The following is a 16,358-nucleotide window of genomic DNA, read 5'->3' as shown; positions in this document are numbered from 1 at the left end:
TTCGCCCGCGCGGCGGGTGGCGCAGGCGATCGATGCCCTGCGCCACGGTTGGCCGCTGGCGATGGAGGGCGGGCCGCTGCTCCTGCCGGTGGAAACCGCGATCGCGCGCCGGGCGCAGGCGCCGCGAATGCTGATCTCCGCCGCGCGCGCGGAAACGCTCAAGCTTGCCAACCAGCGCGAGGCGGCCGAACCGCACGCGCCGGTGCTGATCCACGGGGCCGAGCCGTTCGACCTCGGCAGCGCGCTGCCGGTGGCCGATCCGGCGCTGGACCTGCGCAGCCCGCTGAAGGGGCCGTTCCGCGCGGAAGACATCGCCTGGCCCGACCACGCGCTGGCCGCGCTGGAACTGGCGCGGATCGCGGGCATTCTGCCCGCCTTCCTGGTCGACCCGGTGAACGCGGGCGAGCCGCAGCCGGTCGCCCCGGCCGACCTGGTGGAATGGGCCGACAGCACGGCGCTGGCGATCTCGACCCGGGCGCGGCTGCCGGTCTCGGCATCCGAGGACGCCGAGATCGTCGCCTTCCGCAGCGCCGACGACACGCGCGAACACGTCGCGCTGGTCATCGGGGAGCAGCGGTCCGACGCCGCCCCGCTGGTGCGGCTCCATTCCGAATGCCTGACCGGCGACATCCTCGGCAGCCTCAAGTGCGACTGCGGCCCGCAGCTCGACGCCGCACTGCACGCGATGGCGGACGAGGCGCGGCGCGGCGGCTGGGGCGTCCTGCTCTACCTGCGGCAGGAAGGGCGCGGGATCGGCCTCGTCAACAAGTTGCGCGCCTATCGCCTGCAGGACCAGGGCTTCGACACGGTCGACGCCAACCGGCGGCTGGGGCTGCCCGACGAGGCGCGCGATTTCCCGGTCGCGGCCCGGATGCTGGACCTGCTCGGCGTGCGCGAGATCCGGCTGATGACGAACAACCCGGGCAAAGTCGATGCGCTGGCCGCCAGCGGCATCACGGTGGCCGAGCGCGTGCCGCACCAGTTGCCCGACAACCCGCACAACGCCCGCTACCTCGCGACCAAGCGCGACCGTTCGGGCCACCTGCTGACGTGAGCGTCGCGATCCGGCCCGAGCGCGCCGGCGACGAACGCGCGATCCACGAGGTCGTGCGCGCGGCCTTCGACGGCCATCCCCACAGCGACGGTAGCGAGCCGACCATCGTCGATGCCCTGCGCGCCGACGGCGACCTCTCGATCTCGCTGGTCGCGGAAGACGGCGGCGCAATCGTCGGCCACGTCGCCTTCTCGCCCGTCGCGATTGCGGACGGGGGCGAAGGCTGGTTCGGCCTCGGCCCCGTCGCGGTCATGCCGCCACGCCAAGGCGAGGGCATCGGCGCGGCGCTGATCGAGCGCGGCCTGGCCCTGCTGCGCGAGCGCGACGCCGCGGGCTCCGTCGTGCTGGGCGAGCCGGATTATTACGGCCGGTTCGACTTCGCGCACGATCCCGGCCTGGCCTTCCCGGGGCCGCCGGCCGCCTATTTCCAGCGCCTCGTCATGGCAGGCAACGCTCCGCGCGGCGTCGTGACCTACGCCCCCGCCTTCGGCTGACCGGCGCGCGCTAGCGCAGCTGGCTGTCCTTGCTGCCGCGGCGGTTGATGCCGGAAGACCGGACGGCGGCGTCGCGCTCCGCCTGGCAGGCGATGCAGGTGCGCACGCCGGGCAGGGCCTGGCGGCGTTTTTCGGGAATATCCTCGCCGCAGATGTCGCAATACTCGGCGCTCTCGCCGCGCGGCATGCGCGTGCGCGCGGCCTCGACCGCGTCGTTCACCGTGTCGTCGATCTGGTCCTGGACGGCCCCGTCGCGGGCCCAGCCGCCTGCCATTGCCCTTCCCCTTTCACCCCCACAACCGCCGGGCGGCGCGGGCGGTTCCGGTCAACGGCGTTCGAACGGCTCGATCCCGGCACCGAGCCGGTTGTCCGCGATCGACAGGCGCGCGCCGGTCCAGTCGGCGACGAACGCCGAACTGCGGCTGAGCGCGGGGACGAAGCGCGCGTCGTTGCCCGCGATCTGCAACCCGTCGGAGCTGTGGCTAATATCCTCCGCCCCGACGGCGATGAAGGCGGAGTAATTCTCCTTGTCGCGCCCCTGGACGAACCAGTTGTTGGTGATCTGGCCGGTGGCCCCTTCGGGCAGGTCGATCATGTAATTGGTGCCGCGTCCGGCCGAATCGTCGAAACTCGACGCCGCGATATCGACCCGGGCGGAGCGGGCCTTGACGTAGTGGCCGCCGGTGCCCCGTTCGAAGCGGCTGCGCGTGACCCGCAAGTGGCCGTAATCGCCGATATAGATCGAATGCGCGCACCCGCCCGACCCTTCGCAGGTGCCGAGGCCGGAGAACGTCGTCTTGTCGATCACGATCCGCCCGGTGGGATCGTCAGCCGTCAGGATGCCCTGCTGGCTGTCGGCGAACCACGCTTGCGCGACGGTAAGGTCGCCCTGCTCCAGCCGGATGCCGGCGCCGTTGTAATCGGGCACGGCCATGCGGCGGAAGACGAGGCCGGAGACTTCGGCCGCGCGCCCCCGCAGGACCAGCGCCGCCTTGCCCTCGCAAGTCTTGCCGTCGAACACCGCCTTGCCCGGTTCGGCGGCGAGATAGGCGATCGTGCCGCCTTCCTGGACCGCGCACTGGCGATAGGTGCCATTGGCGATCGCGATCGTGCCCTTGCCGTTGCCGATCGCATCGACCGCCTGCTGCAGGGTCGCATGCCCCTGGCCGGTCTCGACCACGGTGAAGGGGGCCGCGCCGGGCTGCGCGATCACTGCCGCGGCGGGAATGCCGGCCGTGGCCAGCGCCCCGGCGACGAGCGCGAGCGTGACGGACCGGTCGGCCGGCATATTGCGGGCGGGCGAAGTGCGGGCGCATCTATCCATGAGGCCGGCGATAGCCGGAAAGGGTTAACGGCCCCTAACCTGCGCCCCTGCGATCCCGCACGCGCCCCGGGGCGCAGCACGGGCGCAACCGTTCAGTGGCGCCTGATCGCGTCGAGGAACCGCGCGCCATAGGCTTCCAGTTTCTTCGCCCCGACACCCGCGATCGCGCCGAGCTGATCCATCGTCTCCGGCCGGCTGGCGGCCATTTCGCGCAAGGTCGCGTCGTGGAACACGACATAGGGCGGCACTTGCGCTTCCTGCGCAAGCTCGCGGCGCAAGTCGCGCAGGGCGTCGAACAGCGGATCGCCGACCGGGTTCGGGCTCGCATCGCGCCGGCGGCGGCGCTCGGCGCGCGGGGGGACGACGATTTCCACCGCCTGCTCCCCCTTCAGGATCGCGCGCGCATCGCCGCCCAGCGCCAGCCCGCCGTGCTCGGTCGCGACCAGCGCGCCGCGCGCCTGGAGCGCCCGCGCCAGCGGCTGCAGCAGCCGCGCCTCTTCCCCCGCGACGATCCCGAACACGCTCAGCCCGTCGTGCCCGCGCTGGCGCACGCGCTCGTCCTCGACACCCGTCAGCACTTTCTGCAGGTGCCCGAAGCCGAAGCTCTGCCCGGTGCGATAGACCGCGGAAAGCAGCTTGCGCGCCGTCTCGGTCGCGTCGGTGACGCGCGGCGGGGCCAGGCAGTTGTCGCAATTGCCGCAGGCCGGCGGCGGGTCTTCCCCGAAATGGCGCAGCAGGACGGCGCGGCGGCAGCCGGCGGTCTCGACCAGTCCGGCCAGCGCGTCGAGCCGCGCGCGCTCGCCCGCGCGGCGCGCCTCGTCGATTTCGGCCAGGCGCTGGCGCGCGGTGGCGAAATCGCCGGCACCCCAGAACATGACCGCGCGCGCCGGATCGCCGTCGCGCCCGGCGCGGCCGGTTTCCTGGTAGTAACCCTCGATCGACTTGGGGATTCCCGCATGGGCGACGAAGCGCACGTCGGGCTTGTCGATGCCCATGCCGAAGGCGACGGTCGCGACGATCACCATGTCCTCGCTGGCGACGAAGGCGGCCTGGTTGTCCGCGCGCACCCCGCTCTCCAGCCCCGCGTGATAGGGGCGCACCGGGCGCCCGGTGGCGAGCGCCAGCTTGCCGGCCAGGTCCTCCACCTTGCGGCGGGTTGGCGCATAGACGATCCCCGGCCCCGGCTCCTCCGCCATCAGCGCGGCGATCTGGCGCACCGGGTTGTCGCGGTGGCGCATGGCATAGCGGATGTTCGGCCGGTCGAAGCCGGCGAGGACCAGCCCGTCGCGCGGGATGCCGAGCTGGTCGAGGATGTCGGCCCGCGTGTGGGCATCGGCGGTCGCGGTCAGGGCCAGGCGCGGGACCTGGGGGAAGGCGTCCATCAGGCCGCGCAACTGGCGATAGTCGGGGCGGAAATCGTGGCCCCATTCGGAAACGCAGTGCGCCTCGTCCACCGCGAACAGCGCGAGCGGGGCGGACCCGAGGAGATCGCGGAAGCCCGGCTGGCTGGCGCGTTCGGGCGCGACGTAGAGCAAGTCGAGCGCGCCGGCGCGGAACCGGTCGATCGTCTCGCGCCAGTCGGAATCGACGCTGGTCAGCGTGGCCGCCTCGATCCCGTTGGCCCGCGCGGCGCGCAGCTGGTCGTGCATCAGCGCGATCAGCGGGCTGACCACCACGCAAGTGCCCGGCAGCATCGTCGCGGGCAGCTGGTAGGTCAGCGACTTGCCCGCGCCCGTGGGCATGACCGCGAGAGTCGATTGCCCGGCCAGCACGCGCGCGAGCACTTGCGGCTGCACGCCGCGGAAATCGTCGAACCCGAACAGCCGGCGCAGTTCCGCCCGTGCCGCCTCCAGCCCCGTTTCGCCTTGCCCTGCCGTCGCCATCGCGATGCGCCATGGCATAGGCCGGGCCGCAGGTGAACGGCGCACGCGCGAGTTTTGCAGATTGCGGTTGAAATGTGGCGGGGGTAGGGATCGGGCGGACCTGCGCCATCCGGCGCTCACCACGGAGAGAACGATGAAGAAGTTCGCACTTGTCCTGGCCCCGGCCGTGTTCGCGCTCGCCGCCTGCGGCAGCACCGAGGACGCTTCCGCCGATGCAGAGGCCGACACGGTCGAGATGCCGGCCGACGAAGCGCTCGAGCCGGTCGCAGAAGAGCCGGTCGATGCCCCGGTCGCCGAAACGGCCCCGGCCGAAACCGCCGCGGCCGATGCTGATGCGGACGCCGCCGCGGACGAGGCGGCCGAAGCCGCTGCCGCGGCCGCTGCGGACGTCGCCGCCGAGGCCGCGCAGTAAGCTTCGCCGGGCGGCCGCCGATGGCCGCGCAAGGCGGGGGATCGCGTGGGCGATTCCCCCGCTTTTCCTTTGCCCGCGCTTCGCTATGGTGCCGGCCGATGAAACGGCTCGCCCTGCTGATCGCCCTGTTCCCGCTCGCCGCGTGCGAGCCCGCCGATAACGAGCCCGGCCCGGGCGGCGTGACGGTGGGCGAGGCGAGGGCGCTCGACGAGGCGGCCGCCATGCTCGAAGAGCGGCGACGCCCGGTGGCGGCGATCGCCGGCGACGAGCCCGACGCCCCAGCCGGCGCCCCAGCCGCAGAACCTGCCCGCGAAGATGCTCCCGGCGATCGGGAAACCGCCGAAGACGGCGACCGGACCCCTCCCCAGGCCGAAAACTAGAACGCCCGCACACGCCAACGCGAAAGGACGAGACAGAAAATGGCCGCATCCGGCATGGACCCCGAGATTTTCCAGCAGTTCATCGACCAGCTCGAGCGCTACGTGCGCGAACGGCTGATCCCGGCGGAGGAGGAGGTGATCGCGAACGACGCGGTGCCCGAACCGATCCTGCAGGAAATGCGCGAGATGGGCCTGTTCGGCCTGACCGTGCCGGAGGAATTCGGCGGCGCCGGCCTCAACACCAGCCAGTACGCGCGCGTCGTGCAGGCCATGGCCTATGCCGCGCCGGCCTTCCGCTCGATCTTCTCGATCAACGTCGGCATGTTCAACTCCGCGATCAAGAACGGCGGGACGCCGCAGCAGCAGGCCGAGTGGTGGCCCCGGATCGCCGGGGGCGAGATCGCCTGTTTCGGCCTGACCGAGCCGGGATCGGGCAGCGACAGCGCCGCGATGCAGACGACGGCGCGGCGCGATCCCTCGGGCAGCGGCTGGGTCCTCAACGGCACCAAGCGCTACATCACCAATGCCCCGCAGGCCCGCGTCGGCCTGATCATGGCCCGGACAGAGAAGGAAAACCTGCCCAAGAACGCGCATGTTTCCGCCTTCATCGTGCCGATGGACGCGCCCGGCGTCTCGGTCGGCAGCGCGGACCGCAAGATGGGCCAGGCGGGCGCGCAGATCGCCGACATCATCCTGGAGGACGTGCACGTTCCCGACGATGCCCTGCTGGGCGGGGAAACCGGCCGCGGCTTCGTGTTCGCGATGAAGAGCCTCGACAACGGCCGCATCTCGGTCGGCGCGGCGGCGACCGGCTATGCCCGCCGCGCGCTCGACACCGCCTTGCGCTACGCCACGGAGCGCAAGGCCTTCGGCGAGCCGATCGCGAACTTCCAGCTGATCCAGCAGATGCTGGCCGAAAGCGAGACCGAGATCTACGCGGCCGAGGCGATGATGGCCGACGTGACCGCGCGGGCCGACGCGGGCGAGAACGTCCTGCGCAAGGCCGCCGCGTTCAAGGTCTTCGCCTCCGAGATGTGCGGCCGGGTCGTCGATCGCGTGGTCCAGGTCCACGGCGGGGCCGGCTACCTCGCCGAATACGACGCGGAGCGGTTCTTCCGCGATGCCCGGATCTACCGAATCTACGAAGGCACGACGCAGATCCTGCAGTTGCAGATCGCCAAGCACATGTTGCGCGACTTCGCCGCCGGCACCTGACAAGCTGCGCCGTGCCGGGCTCCCCCGGCGTCGAGAGGACCTCTTGGAACAATCGCCTGAAGGATCTGCCATGACCAAACGCCGCGCCGCCATCGTCAGCCCCCTGCGAACCCCGGTGGGGCGTTTCCTCGGCACGCTCGCGCCGCTGACCGCGGGCGAGCTGGGGGCGGCGATTCTCAAGGCCCTGATCGAACGCAGCGGGATCGATCCCGAGCGGGTGGACGACGTGGTCTTCAGCCAGGGATACGGCAGCGGCGAAGCGCCGGCGATCGGCCACTGGAGCTGGCTCGCCGCCGGCCTGCCGCTGGAAGTGCCCGGCTACCAGCTCGATCGCCGCTGCGGATCGGGCCTCCAGGCCGTGGTCAGCGCGGCGATGATGATCGAGGCGGGCCATGCCGACGTGGTCGTCGCCGGCGGATGCGAATCGATGTCCAATGTCGAGCATTACACGACCGCGCTGCGCGGCGGGGTGAAGGCGGGCAACGTCGAGCTGTGGGACCGGCTGACTCGCGGCCGCCTGATGAGCCAGCCGGTCGAGCGCTTCGGCGTCATCACCGGGATGATCGAGACGGCGGAGAACCTGGCGAAGGATTACGGCATCACGCGCGAGGAGGCCGATGCCTTTGCCGTGCGCAGCCACCGCAATGCCGCCGCCGCCTGGGAAGCGGGGCGTTTCGACGCGCAGCTGGTTCCGCTGGAGGTGCCGCAGCGGCGCGGCGACCCGGTCGCTTTCACGCGGGACGAGGGGTTCCGCCCCGATGCCAGCATGGAAAGCCTGGCCGGCCTGCGCGCGCTGGAAGGCGGGGTGGTCACCGCGGGCAATGCCAGCCAGCAGAACGATGCCGCCGCCGCCTGCCTGGTCGTGGCCGAGGACAAGCTGGCCGAACTAGGGCTGGAACCGATGCTGTGGTTCAGCGGCTATGCCGCGGCCGGCTGCGACCCCAGCCGCATGGGGATCGGCCCGGTCCCGGCGGTCGAGCGGCTCTTCGCCCGCACCGGCATGGGCTGGGACGACATCGGCCTGGTCGAACTGAACGAGGCCTTCGCGCCGCAGGTCCTCGCCGTGCTGAAGGGCTGGGGCTGGAGCGAGGACGATTCGCGGCGCGAGATCCTCAACGTCAACGGCTCGGGCATTTCGCTCGGCCACCCGATCGGCGCGACCGGCGGACGGATCCTGGCCGACATGGCGCACGAGATGCACCGGCGCGAAGTGCGCTTCGGGCTGGAGACGATGTGCATCGGCGGCGGCCAGGGCATGGCGGCGATCTTCGAACGCGCGGCCTGATGGCCGGGTGGGACGCCTGGATCGGGCGCGAGCAGCGGGCCGCCGACCGGCTCGACGCCGCGCTGGCGGCGCGCTGGTGCGCCACGTTCGACCTTCCCGCCCCCGGCCCCCGCGCCCCCCCGGGCCCCGCCACCCCGGGCCCCGCCCCCGGGGCAGCGATGCCGCAGGGCATTCACTTCTGCCTCTGCACCCCCGATGCCGCGACCGCGGACCTGGGCGAGGACGGGCATCCGCAGCGCGACGACAGCCCGGAAAGCTTCCTGCCGCCGATTCCCCTGCCGCGGCGGATGTGGGCGGCGAGCACGATCGCCTTCCTCGCCCCGATCGCGACGGGTGCCGCGATCGAGCGCACGTCGCGCATCGGCGCGATCACGCCGAAGGAAGGGCGCAGCGGCCCGATGACTTTCGTGACGGTCGAACACGAGACCACCGCCGACGGGCGCGCGGCAGTGCGCGAACGGCAGACGCTGGTTTACCGCGCCGCGGCCCCGGGCGATGCCCCGCTGTCGCCGCCTGAGCCGGGCGCGGAGCGGTTCGACCCGCGCGGGTGGGACGCGCACCGCGCGATCGTGCCCGATCCGCGCCTGCTGTTCCGCTATTCCGCGCTGACGTTCAACACCCACCGCATCCACTACGACGCGCCCTATGCGCGCGAGGTGGAGCGCTATCGCGGGCTGGTGGTCCACGGGCCGCTGACGGCCAGCCTCCTGCTCCAGCTCGCCGCGCGCGAGCTGGGCGACAACGCGCTGAAGACTTTCGGCTTCCGCGGCCTGTCGCCGGCCATTGCCGGCGAGACGCTGCACCTCGTCCTGCGCCGGGAGCGCGAGGGAGAGGGGGAGGGCCTGGCCCTAGCCGCCTTCGCCGGCGACGGGCGCCAGGTGGTGGAAGCGCACGCGACCTAGCGCGGCCGGCGCTGGGCACCGGAAAGGGCGACGCCGCCGCGCCGCCCTTCCCCGAAAAGACAGGGCGAAAACCTGCCTTCGCCTTGCAGGAGCCGGATCAGGCCCCCGGGTCGGTTTCGACCCGGGTTTCGGCCTGCGTTTCCACCTCGGTGTCGGCCGCAACGGCGGCTTCGCCCGCTTCGGTCTCCACGCCGAGGCCGGTTTCGGTTTCTGCTTCGACCCCGGCCTCGACTTCGGCGTCGATGTCGCGCGCGCGGTCCACCGTCTCGCGGGTTTCATCGACCCGGTCGCGCACGGTGTCACGGGCCCGGTCGAGCCTGTCGTCCACCCTGTCGGTGGTGGAGGTGATCGGGCCGTCGACCGGGTCCACCCGCGCCTCGGTGTCGAGATCGACGTTGCCGGTGACCGGGCCGATCGCGCCGCCCACGGTGCCGGTTGCATCGCCGGCCAGCTGGGCCTGGGCCGCGCTGCCCGCCGCGCCGAGGGCGAGCGCGAGGGAAAGGGAAAGTGCTGTCTTCGTCATCGATCCATCCTTTCTTGCTGCAACGGAGGACCGACAGACGCGCGTGGAGGCCCGATGGCTCCCGCGATTGCCGCGTATCGCCCCCCGCCAGCGCCGGACGGATGCCGTTCATCCCCGGTTTAGGCGGGCACGGCCGGGGGCGATCGTGCTTTCCACGCGCGCCCGCAGCCGCTAAGCGCGCGGCCACGCGACGCGGGCGCGAGGTTTCGGGAAACGACGATGAGCGGCAACGACGACACGGCGAGCATTGCCAAGGCCCAGGTCCTGATCGAGGCCCTGCCCTATTTCCAGCGCTATGCCGGGCGCACTTTCGTGGTGAAATACGGCGGCCACGCGATGGGCGATCCGGCCGCGGCGCGCGATTTCGCCGAGGATATCGTCCTGCTGAAGGCCGTCGGCATCAACCCGGTCGTCGTGCACGGCGGCGGGCCGCAGATCGGCGCCATGCTGAAGAAGCTGGGCGTGGAATCGACGTTCGTCGACGGCCTGCGCGTGACCGACGAGGAAACCGCCCGCGTGGCCGAGATGGTCCTGTCGGGCGCGATCAACAAGGAACTGGTCGGCTGGATCAGCCAGGCCGGGGGCAAGGCGATCGGCATTTCGGGCAAGGACGGCGGGCTGGTGACCGCGAGCAAGGTCCAGCGCACGGCCAAGGACCCCGACAGCAATATCGAACAGGCGATCGACCTCGGCTTCGTCGGCGAGCCCTGCGCGGTGGACACGACGATCATCGACACCGCGGTGGCGGCCGGGATGATCCCGATCGTCGCCCCGATCGGCGCCGGGGCCGACGGGCATACCTACAACATCAACGCCGACACGATGGCCGGCGCGATCGCTTCCGCCCTGGGGGCGGCGCGGCTGTTCCTGCTGACCGATGTCGCCGGGGTGCTCGACAAGCAGGGCCGGCTGCTGAGCGATCTCGTGCCCGCCGATATCGAGCGGCTGCGGGCCGACGGAACGATCGGCGGCGGCATGATCCCCAAGCTGGAAACCTGCGTCCACGCGGTCGAGGCCGGGTGCGAGGCGGCGGTCGTCCTCGACGGACGCGTGCCCCACGCGATGCTGCTCGAATTCTTCACCGCGCGCGGGGCGGGCACGCTGATCCGCGCCGGCTGACCCGGCGCCCAGCCGGCGGCGCAGAGCGTATTGCACGGTTGATACAGCGGGGCGGAAGCGCGTAGGAGGGCGGCTCACCCGCCCTGCGTCAGGAAAGGACAATTCGTGGGTCTCATCATCGATATCGTCGGAATGCTGATCAACGTCGTGGTGATGCTGGTCATCATCCAGTTCATCATCGGTCTGCTGTTCGCCTTCAACGTCATCAACGCGCGCAACGAGTTCCTGCTGCAGATCTACAACTCGATCAATTCGCTGCTCGAACCGGTGCTCGCGCCGATCCGCCGCATCCTGCCGCGCACCGGGGCGATCGACTTCTCGCCGCTGGTGCTGATCATCGCCCTGCAGATCCTCATGCGCGTGCTGCTCTACGCGGCCTACGGCCAGTAAGATGGCCGGGACGATCATCGACGGGAAGGCGTTCGCCGCGCAATTGCGCGAGAAAGTCGGCACGCTTGCCGCCGCGTTCGAGGAAAAGGCCGGCCGCAAGGCGGGCCTGGCGGTCGTGCTGGTCGGCGAAGACCCGGCGAGCCAGGTCTATGTCGGCAGCAAGGGCAAGGCGACGATCGCCGCCAACATGGCCAGTTTCGAACATCGCCTGCCCGACAGCACCAGCGAGGGCGAGCTTCTGTCCCTGGTCGAGCGGCTGAACGCCGACCCGGCGGTGGACGGCATCCTGGTGCAGCTGCCGCTGCCCGACCATATCGACGAGCAGGCCGTGATCGCCGCGATCGATCCCGACAAGGACGTCGACGGCTTCCACGTCACCAACGCGGGCCGCCTGGCCGTCGGCCAGAGCGGTTTTGTCCCCTGCACGCCGCTGGGCTGCATGATGCTGCTGACCGATCGGCTGGGCGACCTCTCGGGCTTGGACGCGGTGGTCATCGGCCGCTCGAACATCGTCGGCAAGCCGATGGCGCAGCTCCTGCTCGACGCCAATGCCACCGTCACCATCGCGCACAGCCGGACGAAGGACCTGGCCGACGTGGTCCGGCGGGCCGATATCGTCGTCGCCGCCGTGGGCCGGGCCGAAATGGTCAGGGCGGACTGGATCAAGCCCGGCGCGACCGTGATCGACGTCGGCATCAACCGCCTCGCCCCCGAACCGGGCGCGAGCAAGGGCCGCCTGGTGGGCGACGTCGCCTTCGGCGAGGCGCGCGAGGTGGCTGGGGCAATCACCCCGGTCCCCGGCGGGGTTGGGCCGATGACGATCGCCGTGCTCCTGCGCAACACGCTGGTCGCCGCCCACCGCAATGCCGGGATCGACCTGCCCGAAGGCGCGATATGAGCAAACCGCTCGCCGCCCTGTGCCTCGGCGCGCTGCTGGCATCCTGCGCCGGCGGTCCGGGCGGCACGGCGCGCGAGCGCTTCTACCGCTCGCTGAAGCCGCAGGCGAACCCGAGCGCGGTGATCGCGACCGAGCTCGCCTTCGCCCGCGAGGCGCGCGAGAAAGGCCAGTGGACGGCGTTCCGCAAGTTCGCGGCCGAAGACGCGGTGATGTTCGTGCCCGGGGCGGTCGCCGCGCGGCCATGGCTTTCGCGGCAGGAGAACCCCCGGCAGCCGGTGCAGTGGCAACCGCACCAGGTCTGGTCGAGCTGCGACGGGTCGGTTTCGGTGACGCGCGGCGCCTGGCAGGAAGCCGACGGCACCACCGGGTACTATACCACCGTGTGGCAGCGACGCGGCCGCCCGGGCGACGAGGAGAAACACCGCTGGCTGCTGAGCCAGCACGACACCCTGGCCGAGCCGCTGGCCGAGCCGGACATCATCCGCACCCAGGTGGCCGACTGCACGCCGGGCGACCTGCCGGCCGCCTTCGACGCGGCACAGGCCGACCGGGATGCCAATGCCGACGCCATGGGTCTGGGTCTCGCCGAAGGCTACGGCGAATCGCGCGACCGGACGCTCGTCTACCGCTATCGCGTCGCGCCCGATCGTTCGCGCGTGGTTTCCGTATTCCTGCGGCGCGGCGATTCGATGGAAGAAGTGCTGCGCAGCGAGGTCGCGGCCCCGGCCGGAGGTTGATTGACGATGGTCGAGCTGTTCATTTCCGCCTTCATCACGCTGTTCGTCGTCATCGACCCGCCCGGCTGCGCGCCGATCTACGCCGGACTGACCAAGGGCGCGACCGCCGCACAGGCGCGCGCCATGGCGATCCGCGCGTGCCTGATCGCGCTCGCCATCCTGCTGGTCTTCGCGCTGTTCGGGCAGGAACTGCTCGGCGCGCTCCATATCGAACTCGACAGTTTCCGCATCGCCGGCGGGCTGATGCTGTTCTGGATCGCGTTCGAGATGGTCTTCGAAAAGCGCACCCAGCGGCGCGAGGAACGGGCCGAGAAAGTCGCCGCCACGCCCGAGATCGAGGACGTTTCCGTCTTCCCCATGGCCATGCCGATGCTCGCCGGCCCCGGCGCGATCGCGGCGATCATGCTGCTGATGAACGAGGCCGATGGCACCGAGCAGACGATGGTCGTGCTCGGCGCGCTCCTGCTCGTCCTGGTCATCACGCTGTTCGCCTTCCTCGCCGCGGGGCCGCTGATGCGGTTCTTCGGCGCGCGGGTGGAGGCGGTGATCACCCGCCTGCTGGGCGTCCTGCTCGCCGCGCTGGCGGCGCAATACGTGATCGACGGCCTGCGCGGCGCGTTCTTCTGAGGGGGCGCGCCGGCCGGCCCCACGGCCGTTATTGCAAGGTGACCCTGTCCTCGTCGCCGTCGCGGCGGCCGAAGAACTGCATCAGCTGGATCAGCAGCTCGCACCTTTCGGCGAGGCTCCCGGCCTCCAGCAGCGCCTGCTTGGCCGCGGGATCGAACGGCGCGATCTGGCTGACGCCGTTGATCAGCGACATATCGTCGAGCCGGGCGACCGAATCCCAGTCCACGCTGTAGCCCTGGGCATCGGCGAATCGCCGCGCCTCCGCCTCGAACCCGGCGCGCTCGACGCTGCTCAGCACCTCGTCGCCGTCATCCTCGATCAGCTCGCCCTCGACCTTGCGAAAGGCGGTCGGCACGTCCAGCTCGCGCACGAGGCGGAAGCGCGCTTCGCCCTCCAGCACGATATTGTACCGCCCGTCGTCGAGCGCCTCGACCTCGCCGATCCGCCCGACGCAGCCGATGCCGAACAGCGGCGCCCCCTCGGCCGCGCGCTGCGGCTGAATCATCGCGATCCGGCGGTCGCGCGCGAGGGCGTCGCTCACCAGCGCGCGATAGCGCGGCTCGAAAATGTGCAGCGGCAGCTGGAGACCGGGGAAGAGGATGACCCCGGGCAGGGGAAAGATGGAAAGGCGGACCGTCACCTCTCGTCACCGCAAGGGGGGCGCGATGCCATGCCCTATCCGAACAGGATCTTCGACAGGCGCCGCCGGGTCGCGACGACCCAGGGATCCTCCAGGCCGACCGCCTCGAAGATCTGGAGCAGCTTGGTCCGCGCCGCGCCGTCGTTCCACTCGCGGTCCCGCTCGATCATCGCCAGCAGGGTGTCGGCGGCCTCGTCGCGGCTGTTCGCGGCGAAGGCGGCCTCGGCGAAGGCCAGCTGCTTTTCCATGTCGGCCGGGTCTTCCGCCGCCGCCGCGCGCAGCGTCTGGAGCTCGCCCTCGTCGACCTGGGTCCCGGCCAGCTCGAGCGCGCTCCGGGCGGTCTTGACCGCCGGATCGTCGGCCAGCGCGGGCGGCAGCGAGGCGACCAGGGCGCCGGCCTCATCGGCCCGGCCGGCGGCCACCAGCGCGCGGATCAGGCCGGCATGGGCCGGCGCGTTGTCGGGCGCCATGTCGACCACCTGGCCGAAAATGCCCGCCGCGCGTTCGGCATCGCCGTCGGCCAGGATCTGCTCGCCCATGGCCACGAACTGCTCGACGTCCTGCCCCTGCTGCTGCGCCGCGCCGCCGTCGCCGCCCTTGATCGGCAGCTGGGCGAGGAGCTGATCGAGCGTCTGCTTCAGCTGCGATTCGCTGCGCGCGCTCGTCAGGTCGGCCACCGGCTGCCCCTGGAACAGGGCATAGACGGTGGGGATCGAGCGGACCTGGAACTGGCTGGCGATGAACTGTTCCTCGTCCACGTTGATCTTGGCCAGGACGACGCCCTTGTCCGCGTATTCGGCGGCGACTTTCTCCAGCACGGGGGCGAGCGCCTTGCACGGCCCGCACCACTCGGCCCAGAAATCGACGATGACGAGGTTCGTCATCGACGGTTCGACCACGTCCTTGCGGAAGCGGTCCACCGCCTTCTGCTCTTCGATGTTGAGGCCCATGCTCGCCAAGATATGCTCCCGTTTGCCGTGCTTTCGGATCGGGCCTTAATGTGGGCTTTTTCCGGGCATTGTGAAGGGCGAAGTGCCCCGCGCCGCGCGCTGCGATTTTCCCCTTGCAGGGCGCGGCGACCGCTGCTAATCGCGCCGCCTCCCACCGGGGCCACGCGCTTCCCGGTAACGCCAGTGAGCGGGCGTAGCTCAGGGGTAGAGCACAACCTTGCCAAGGTTGGGGTCGAGAGTTCGAATCTCTTCGCCCGCTCCATTTTCCATCCGACTTGCCGATAACCGCCGCCGCCCACCCCGGGCCGCGCGCGACCGCGGCTGCGCGGCGCGCGAGTGCCTGGCGTGCAAGAGGCCGGCCGATCGATGCTGCAAGTTGGAAGACACTGGCGCACCCGACAGGAGCGGACAAGGCAGCATCACCGTTCCACAAAGCCTCGGCCAACGCTTGCCGCGCTTCGCGTGAGCGTGCTGGCAGGCTGGCGATGACGGCTGCGACCCAACGTTGGTCATCGTCATTGTGACCATCGGTGACATCGGCAGAAGCGGTTTCGGCCATGGTAGTGATGACGATGGTATCGGCGTGGTCGGCAACGGTCGGTTCGGTCATCCACCGAGCGTGCCACAGTTCGTCTTTCCGTCAACGATATCGGGTCGCTGCGCGCGGATGACGGGCGACCGTGCAGATTAATAATGCGCGCGCCATGGGCGAGAGCTTATTGTCGATTCGAAAGCCCACGCCGACGCGAGCGTGGTCACGTTCCAGAGAGTTCGTGGATTGACATTGTAAGGTTTCACCCGTGGGGCGATGATGGTGCTGGGATGGCTGTAGAGCCATTCTGAGGGGGCTTCAGGCTGCCAGTGCTCGATAGACGCTGGCTCGACCGATGTTCATCTCACGGGCGATTGCAGAGGCTCCCATGCCTTGTTGGTGGAGGGTCTTTACCTCGTCGGGGTCGATGGTCGCTGGACGGCCTTTATAGCGCCCTTCGGCTTTGGCCTTCGCGATGCCTTCCATCTGTCGTTCGCGACGGATGTCGTTCTCGAACTGGGCAACCGCACCGAGGATGCTCAACATCAGCTTGCCCGTCGAGGTGTCGGTATCGACGCCACTTTGGTTGATGCAGCGGAACTCGACACCCTTGCTGGTCAGCGTTTCGATGATGCGGTGCAGGTCACCAACCGACCTTGCCAACCTGTCGAGCCTCGTGACGATGAGCGTGTCGCCTTCCCGAACGAAGTCGAGTGCATTCGCGAGTTCAATGCGGTCCTTGGCAGAACGACCCGACATCTTCTCGGCGAAGACCTTTTCGCATCCAGCTTGGGACAAAGCTTCGTTCTGGATGTCGAGCGACTGTCCCGACGAACTCACCCGTGCGTATCCGACCAGCATCCGCGTCTCCTGTCTCGTATGGCTCTAGGCCACGACATCGCAGATGTTTCGAATCTGTCAGCAAATCATTTGGGACGCCGAAACTGTCTCACACCAATGTCCCGCTCGAGCTTACCTCAATGAGATGGGTGC

19 protein-coding genes and 1 tRNA gene are annotated in these 16,358 nt (G+C 70.2%); 13 read left to right on the top strand and 7 right to left on the bottom strand.

All coding sequences use genetic code 11. The features are described 5' to 3' along the window. Positions 1 to 16: 16 nt before the first annotated feature. Both ribA and GRI72_RS13995 read left to right on the top strand, forming a co-directional pair. Entirely contained in the window at positions 17 to 1,054 is a 1,038-nt protein-coding gene (gene ribA / locus GRI72_RS14000) for a GTP cyclohydrolase II (protein WP_337191201.1), read from the top strand. After that, on the top strand, positions 1,051 to 1,548 hold the full coding sequence (locus tag GRI72_RS13995) for a GNAT family N-acetyltransferase (protein WP_160734531.1): 498 nt from the start codon (positions 1,051 to 1,053) through the stop codon (positions 1,546 to 1,548). Before ribA ends, GRI72_RS13995 begins: the two co-directional genes overlap by 4 nt. Positions 1,549 to 1,558: 10 nt before the next feature. On the opposite strand, the gene GRI72_RS13990 is transcribed toward GRI72_RS13995, so the two are convergent. The 3 genes from GRI72_RS13990 to recQ all read right to left on the bottom strand — a co-directional run bounded on the left by GRI72_RS13990 (position 1,559) and on the right by recQ (position 4,755). Continuing rightward, positions 1,559 to 1,822 (bottom strand): DksA/TraR family C4-type zinc finger protein, encoded by a 264-nt coding sequence (locus tag GRI72_RS13990; protein WP_160734530.1) that lies wholly within the window; start codon positions 1,820 to 1,822, stop codon positions 1,559 to 1,561. Positions 1,823 to 1,873: 51 nt separating this feature from the next. Next, positions 1,874 to 2,836: a right-handed parallel beta-helix repeat-containing protein gene (locus GRI72_RS13985; protein ID WP_160734529.1), complete on the bottom strand. Its 963-nt coding sequence runs from the start codon at positions 2,834 to 2,836 to the stop codon at positions 1,874 to 1,876. Positions 2,837 to 2,964: 128 nt separating this feature from the next. Then, a complete protein-coding gene (gene recQ / locus GRI72_RS13980; RefSeq protein WP_160734528.1) occupies positions 2,965 to 4,755 on the bottom strand; it encodes a DNA helicase RecQ in 1,791 nt (596 codons plus the stop codon). Positions 4,756 to 4,888: 133 nt separating this feature from the next. Between recQ and GRI72_RS13975 the strand changes: the two genes are divergently transcribed. The 5 genes from GRI72_RS13975 (at position 4,889) to GRI72_RS13955 (ending at position 8,949) form a co-directional block, all read left to right on the top strand. Beyond that, positions 4,889 to 5,167 carry a hypothetical protein gene (locus GRI72_RS13975; protein WP_160734527.1) on the top strand — a complete coding sequence of 93 codons (279 nt, stop codon included), beginning with the start codon at positions 4,889 to 4,891 and terminating at the stop codon, positions 5,165 to 5,167. A gap of 98 nt (positions 5,168 to 5,265) precedes the next feature. After that, complete coding sequence (locus GRI72_RS13970) at positions 5,266 to 5,547, top strand: hypothetical protein (protein ID WP_202389136.1); 282 nt, start codon at positions 5,266 to 5,268, stop codon at positions 5,545 to 5,547. Between the two features lie 39 nt (positions 5,548 to 5,586). Further along, complete coding sequence (locus GRI72_RS13965; protein ID WP_160734526.1) at positions 5,587 to 6,762, top strand: acyl-CoA dehydrogenase family protein; 1,176 nt, start codon at positions 5,587 to 5,589, stop codon at positions 6,760 to 6,762. A gap of 70 nt (positions 6,763 to 6,832) precedes the next feature. After that, on the top strand, positions 6,833 to 8,047 hold the full coding sequence (locus tag GRI72_RS13960; protein WP_160734525.1) for an acetyl-CoA C-acetyltransferase: 1,215 nt from the start codon (positions 6,833 to 6,835) through the stop codon (positions 8,045 to 8,047). Continuing rightward, positions 8,047 to 8,949: an HTD2 family dehydratase gene (locus GRI72_RS13955; RefSeq protein ID WP_160734524.1), complete on the top strand. Its 903-nt coding sequence runs from the start codon at positions 8,047 to 8,049 to the stop codon at positions 8,947 to 8,949. The genes GRI72_RS13960 and GRI72_RS13955 overlap by 1 nt, the downstream gene beginning before the upstream one ends. 97 nt (positions 8,950 to 9,046) lie before the next feature. On the opposite strand, the gene GRI72_RS13950 is transcribed toward GRI72_RS13955, so the two are convergent. Further along, on the bottom strand, positions 9,047 to 9,472 hold the full coding sequence (locus GRI72_RS13950) for a hypothetical protein (protein WP_160734523.1): 426 nt from the start codon (positions 9,470 to 9,472) through the stop codon (positions 9,047 to 9,049). A 219-nt stretch (positions 9,473 to 9,691) separates the two neighbouring features. Here GRI72_RS13950 and argB point away from each other — a divergent pair, with 219 nt between their 5' ends. The 5 genes from argB to GRI72_RS13925 all read left to right on the top strand — a co-directional run bounded on the left by argB (position 9,692) and on the right by GRI72_RS13925 (position 13,243). Next, positions 9,692 to 10,591: an acetylglutamate kinase gene (argB, locus tag GRI72_RS13945; protein WP_160734522.1), complete on the top strand. Its 900-nt coding sequence runs from the start codon at positions 9,692 to 9,694 to the stop codon at positions 10,589 to 10,591. A gap of 132 nt (positions 10,592 to 10,723) precedes the next feature. Next, on the top strand, positions 10,724 to 10,981 hold the full coding sequence (locus GRI72_RS13940) for a YggT family protein (protein ID WP_160734556.1): 258 nt from the start codon (positions 10,724 to 10,726) through the stop codon (positions 10,979 to 10,981). 1 nt (position 10,982) lies between these two features. Then, on the top strand, positions 10,983 to 11,879 hold the full coding sequence (gene folD / locus GRI72_RS13935) for a bifunctional methylenetetrahydrofolate dehydrogenase/methenyltetrahydrofolate cyclohydrolase FolD (protein ID WP_160734521.1): 897 nt from the start codon (positions 10,983 to 10,985) through the stop codon (positions 11,877 to 11,879). Further along, positions 11,876 to 12,616, top strand: coding sequence for a hypothetical protein (locus GRI72_RS13930; protein ID WP_160734520.1), 741 nt, complete (start codon positions 11,876 to 11,878; stop codon positions 12,614 to 12,616). Before folD ends, GRI72_RS13930 begins: the two co-directional genes overlap by 4 nt. 6 nt (positions 12,617 to 12,622) lie before the next feature. Beyond that, positions 12,623 to 13,243, top strand: coding sequence for a MarC family protein (locus tag GRI72_RS13925; protein WP_160734519.1), 621 nt, complete (start codon positions 12,623 to 12,625; stop codon positions 13,241 to 13,243). Positions 13,244 to 13,271: 28 nt separating this feature from the next. On the opposite strand, the gene GRI72_RS13920 is transcribed toward GRI72_RS13925, so the two are convergent. Together GRI72_RS13920 and trxA are read right to left on the bottom strand one after the other, a co-directional pair. Further along, complete coding sequence (locus GRI72_RS13920) at positions 13,272 to 13,883, bottom strand: LON peptidase substrate-binding domain-containing protein (protein WP_160734518.1); 612 nt, start codon at positions 13,881 to 13,883, stop codon at positions 13,272 to 13,274. A 35-nt stretch (positions 13,884 to 13,918) separates the two neighbouring features. Then, positions 13,919 to 14,833 carry a thioredoxin gene (trxA, locus tag GRI72_RS13915; protein ID WP_160734555.1) on the bottom strand — a complete coding sequence of 305 codons (915 nt, stop codon included), beginning with the start codon at positions 14,831 to 14,833 and terminating at the stop codon, positions 13,919 to 13,921. 187 nt (positions 14,834 to 15,020) lie between these two features. Between trxA and GRI72_RS13910 the strand changes: the two genes are divergently transcribed. After that, a tRNA-Gly gene (locus tag GRI72_RS13910) sits at positions 15,021 to 15,095 on the top strand. Positions 15,096 to 15,683: 588 nt separating this feature from the next. Here the strand turns inward: GRI72_RS13910 and GRI72_RS13905 are convergent. Next, entirely contained in the window at positions 15,684 to 16,226 is a 543-nt protein-coding gene (locus tag GRI72_RS13905) for a recombinase family protein (RefSeq protein WP_160733641.1), read from the bottom strand. Positions 16,227 to 16,358: the final 132 nt, after the last annotated feature.

This window comes from Pelagerythrobacter marinus, assembly GCF_009827515.1.
GTDB lineage: Bacteria > Pseudomonadota > Alphaproteobacteria > Sphingomonadales > Sphingomonadaceae > Pelagerythrobacter > Pelagerythrobacter marinus.
This window is presented reverse-complemented; position numbering and strand designations above follow the sequence as displayed.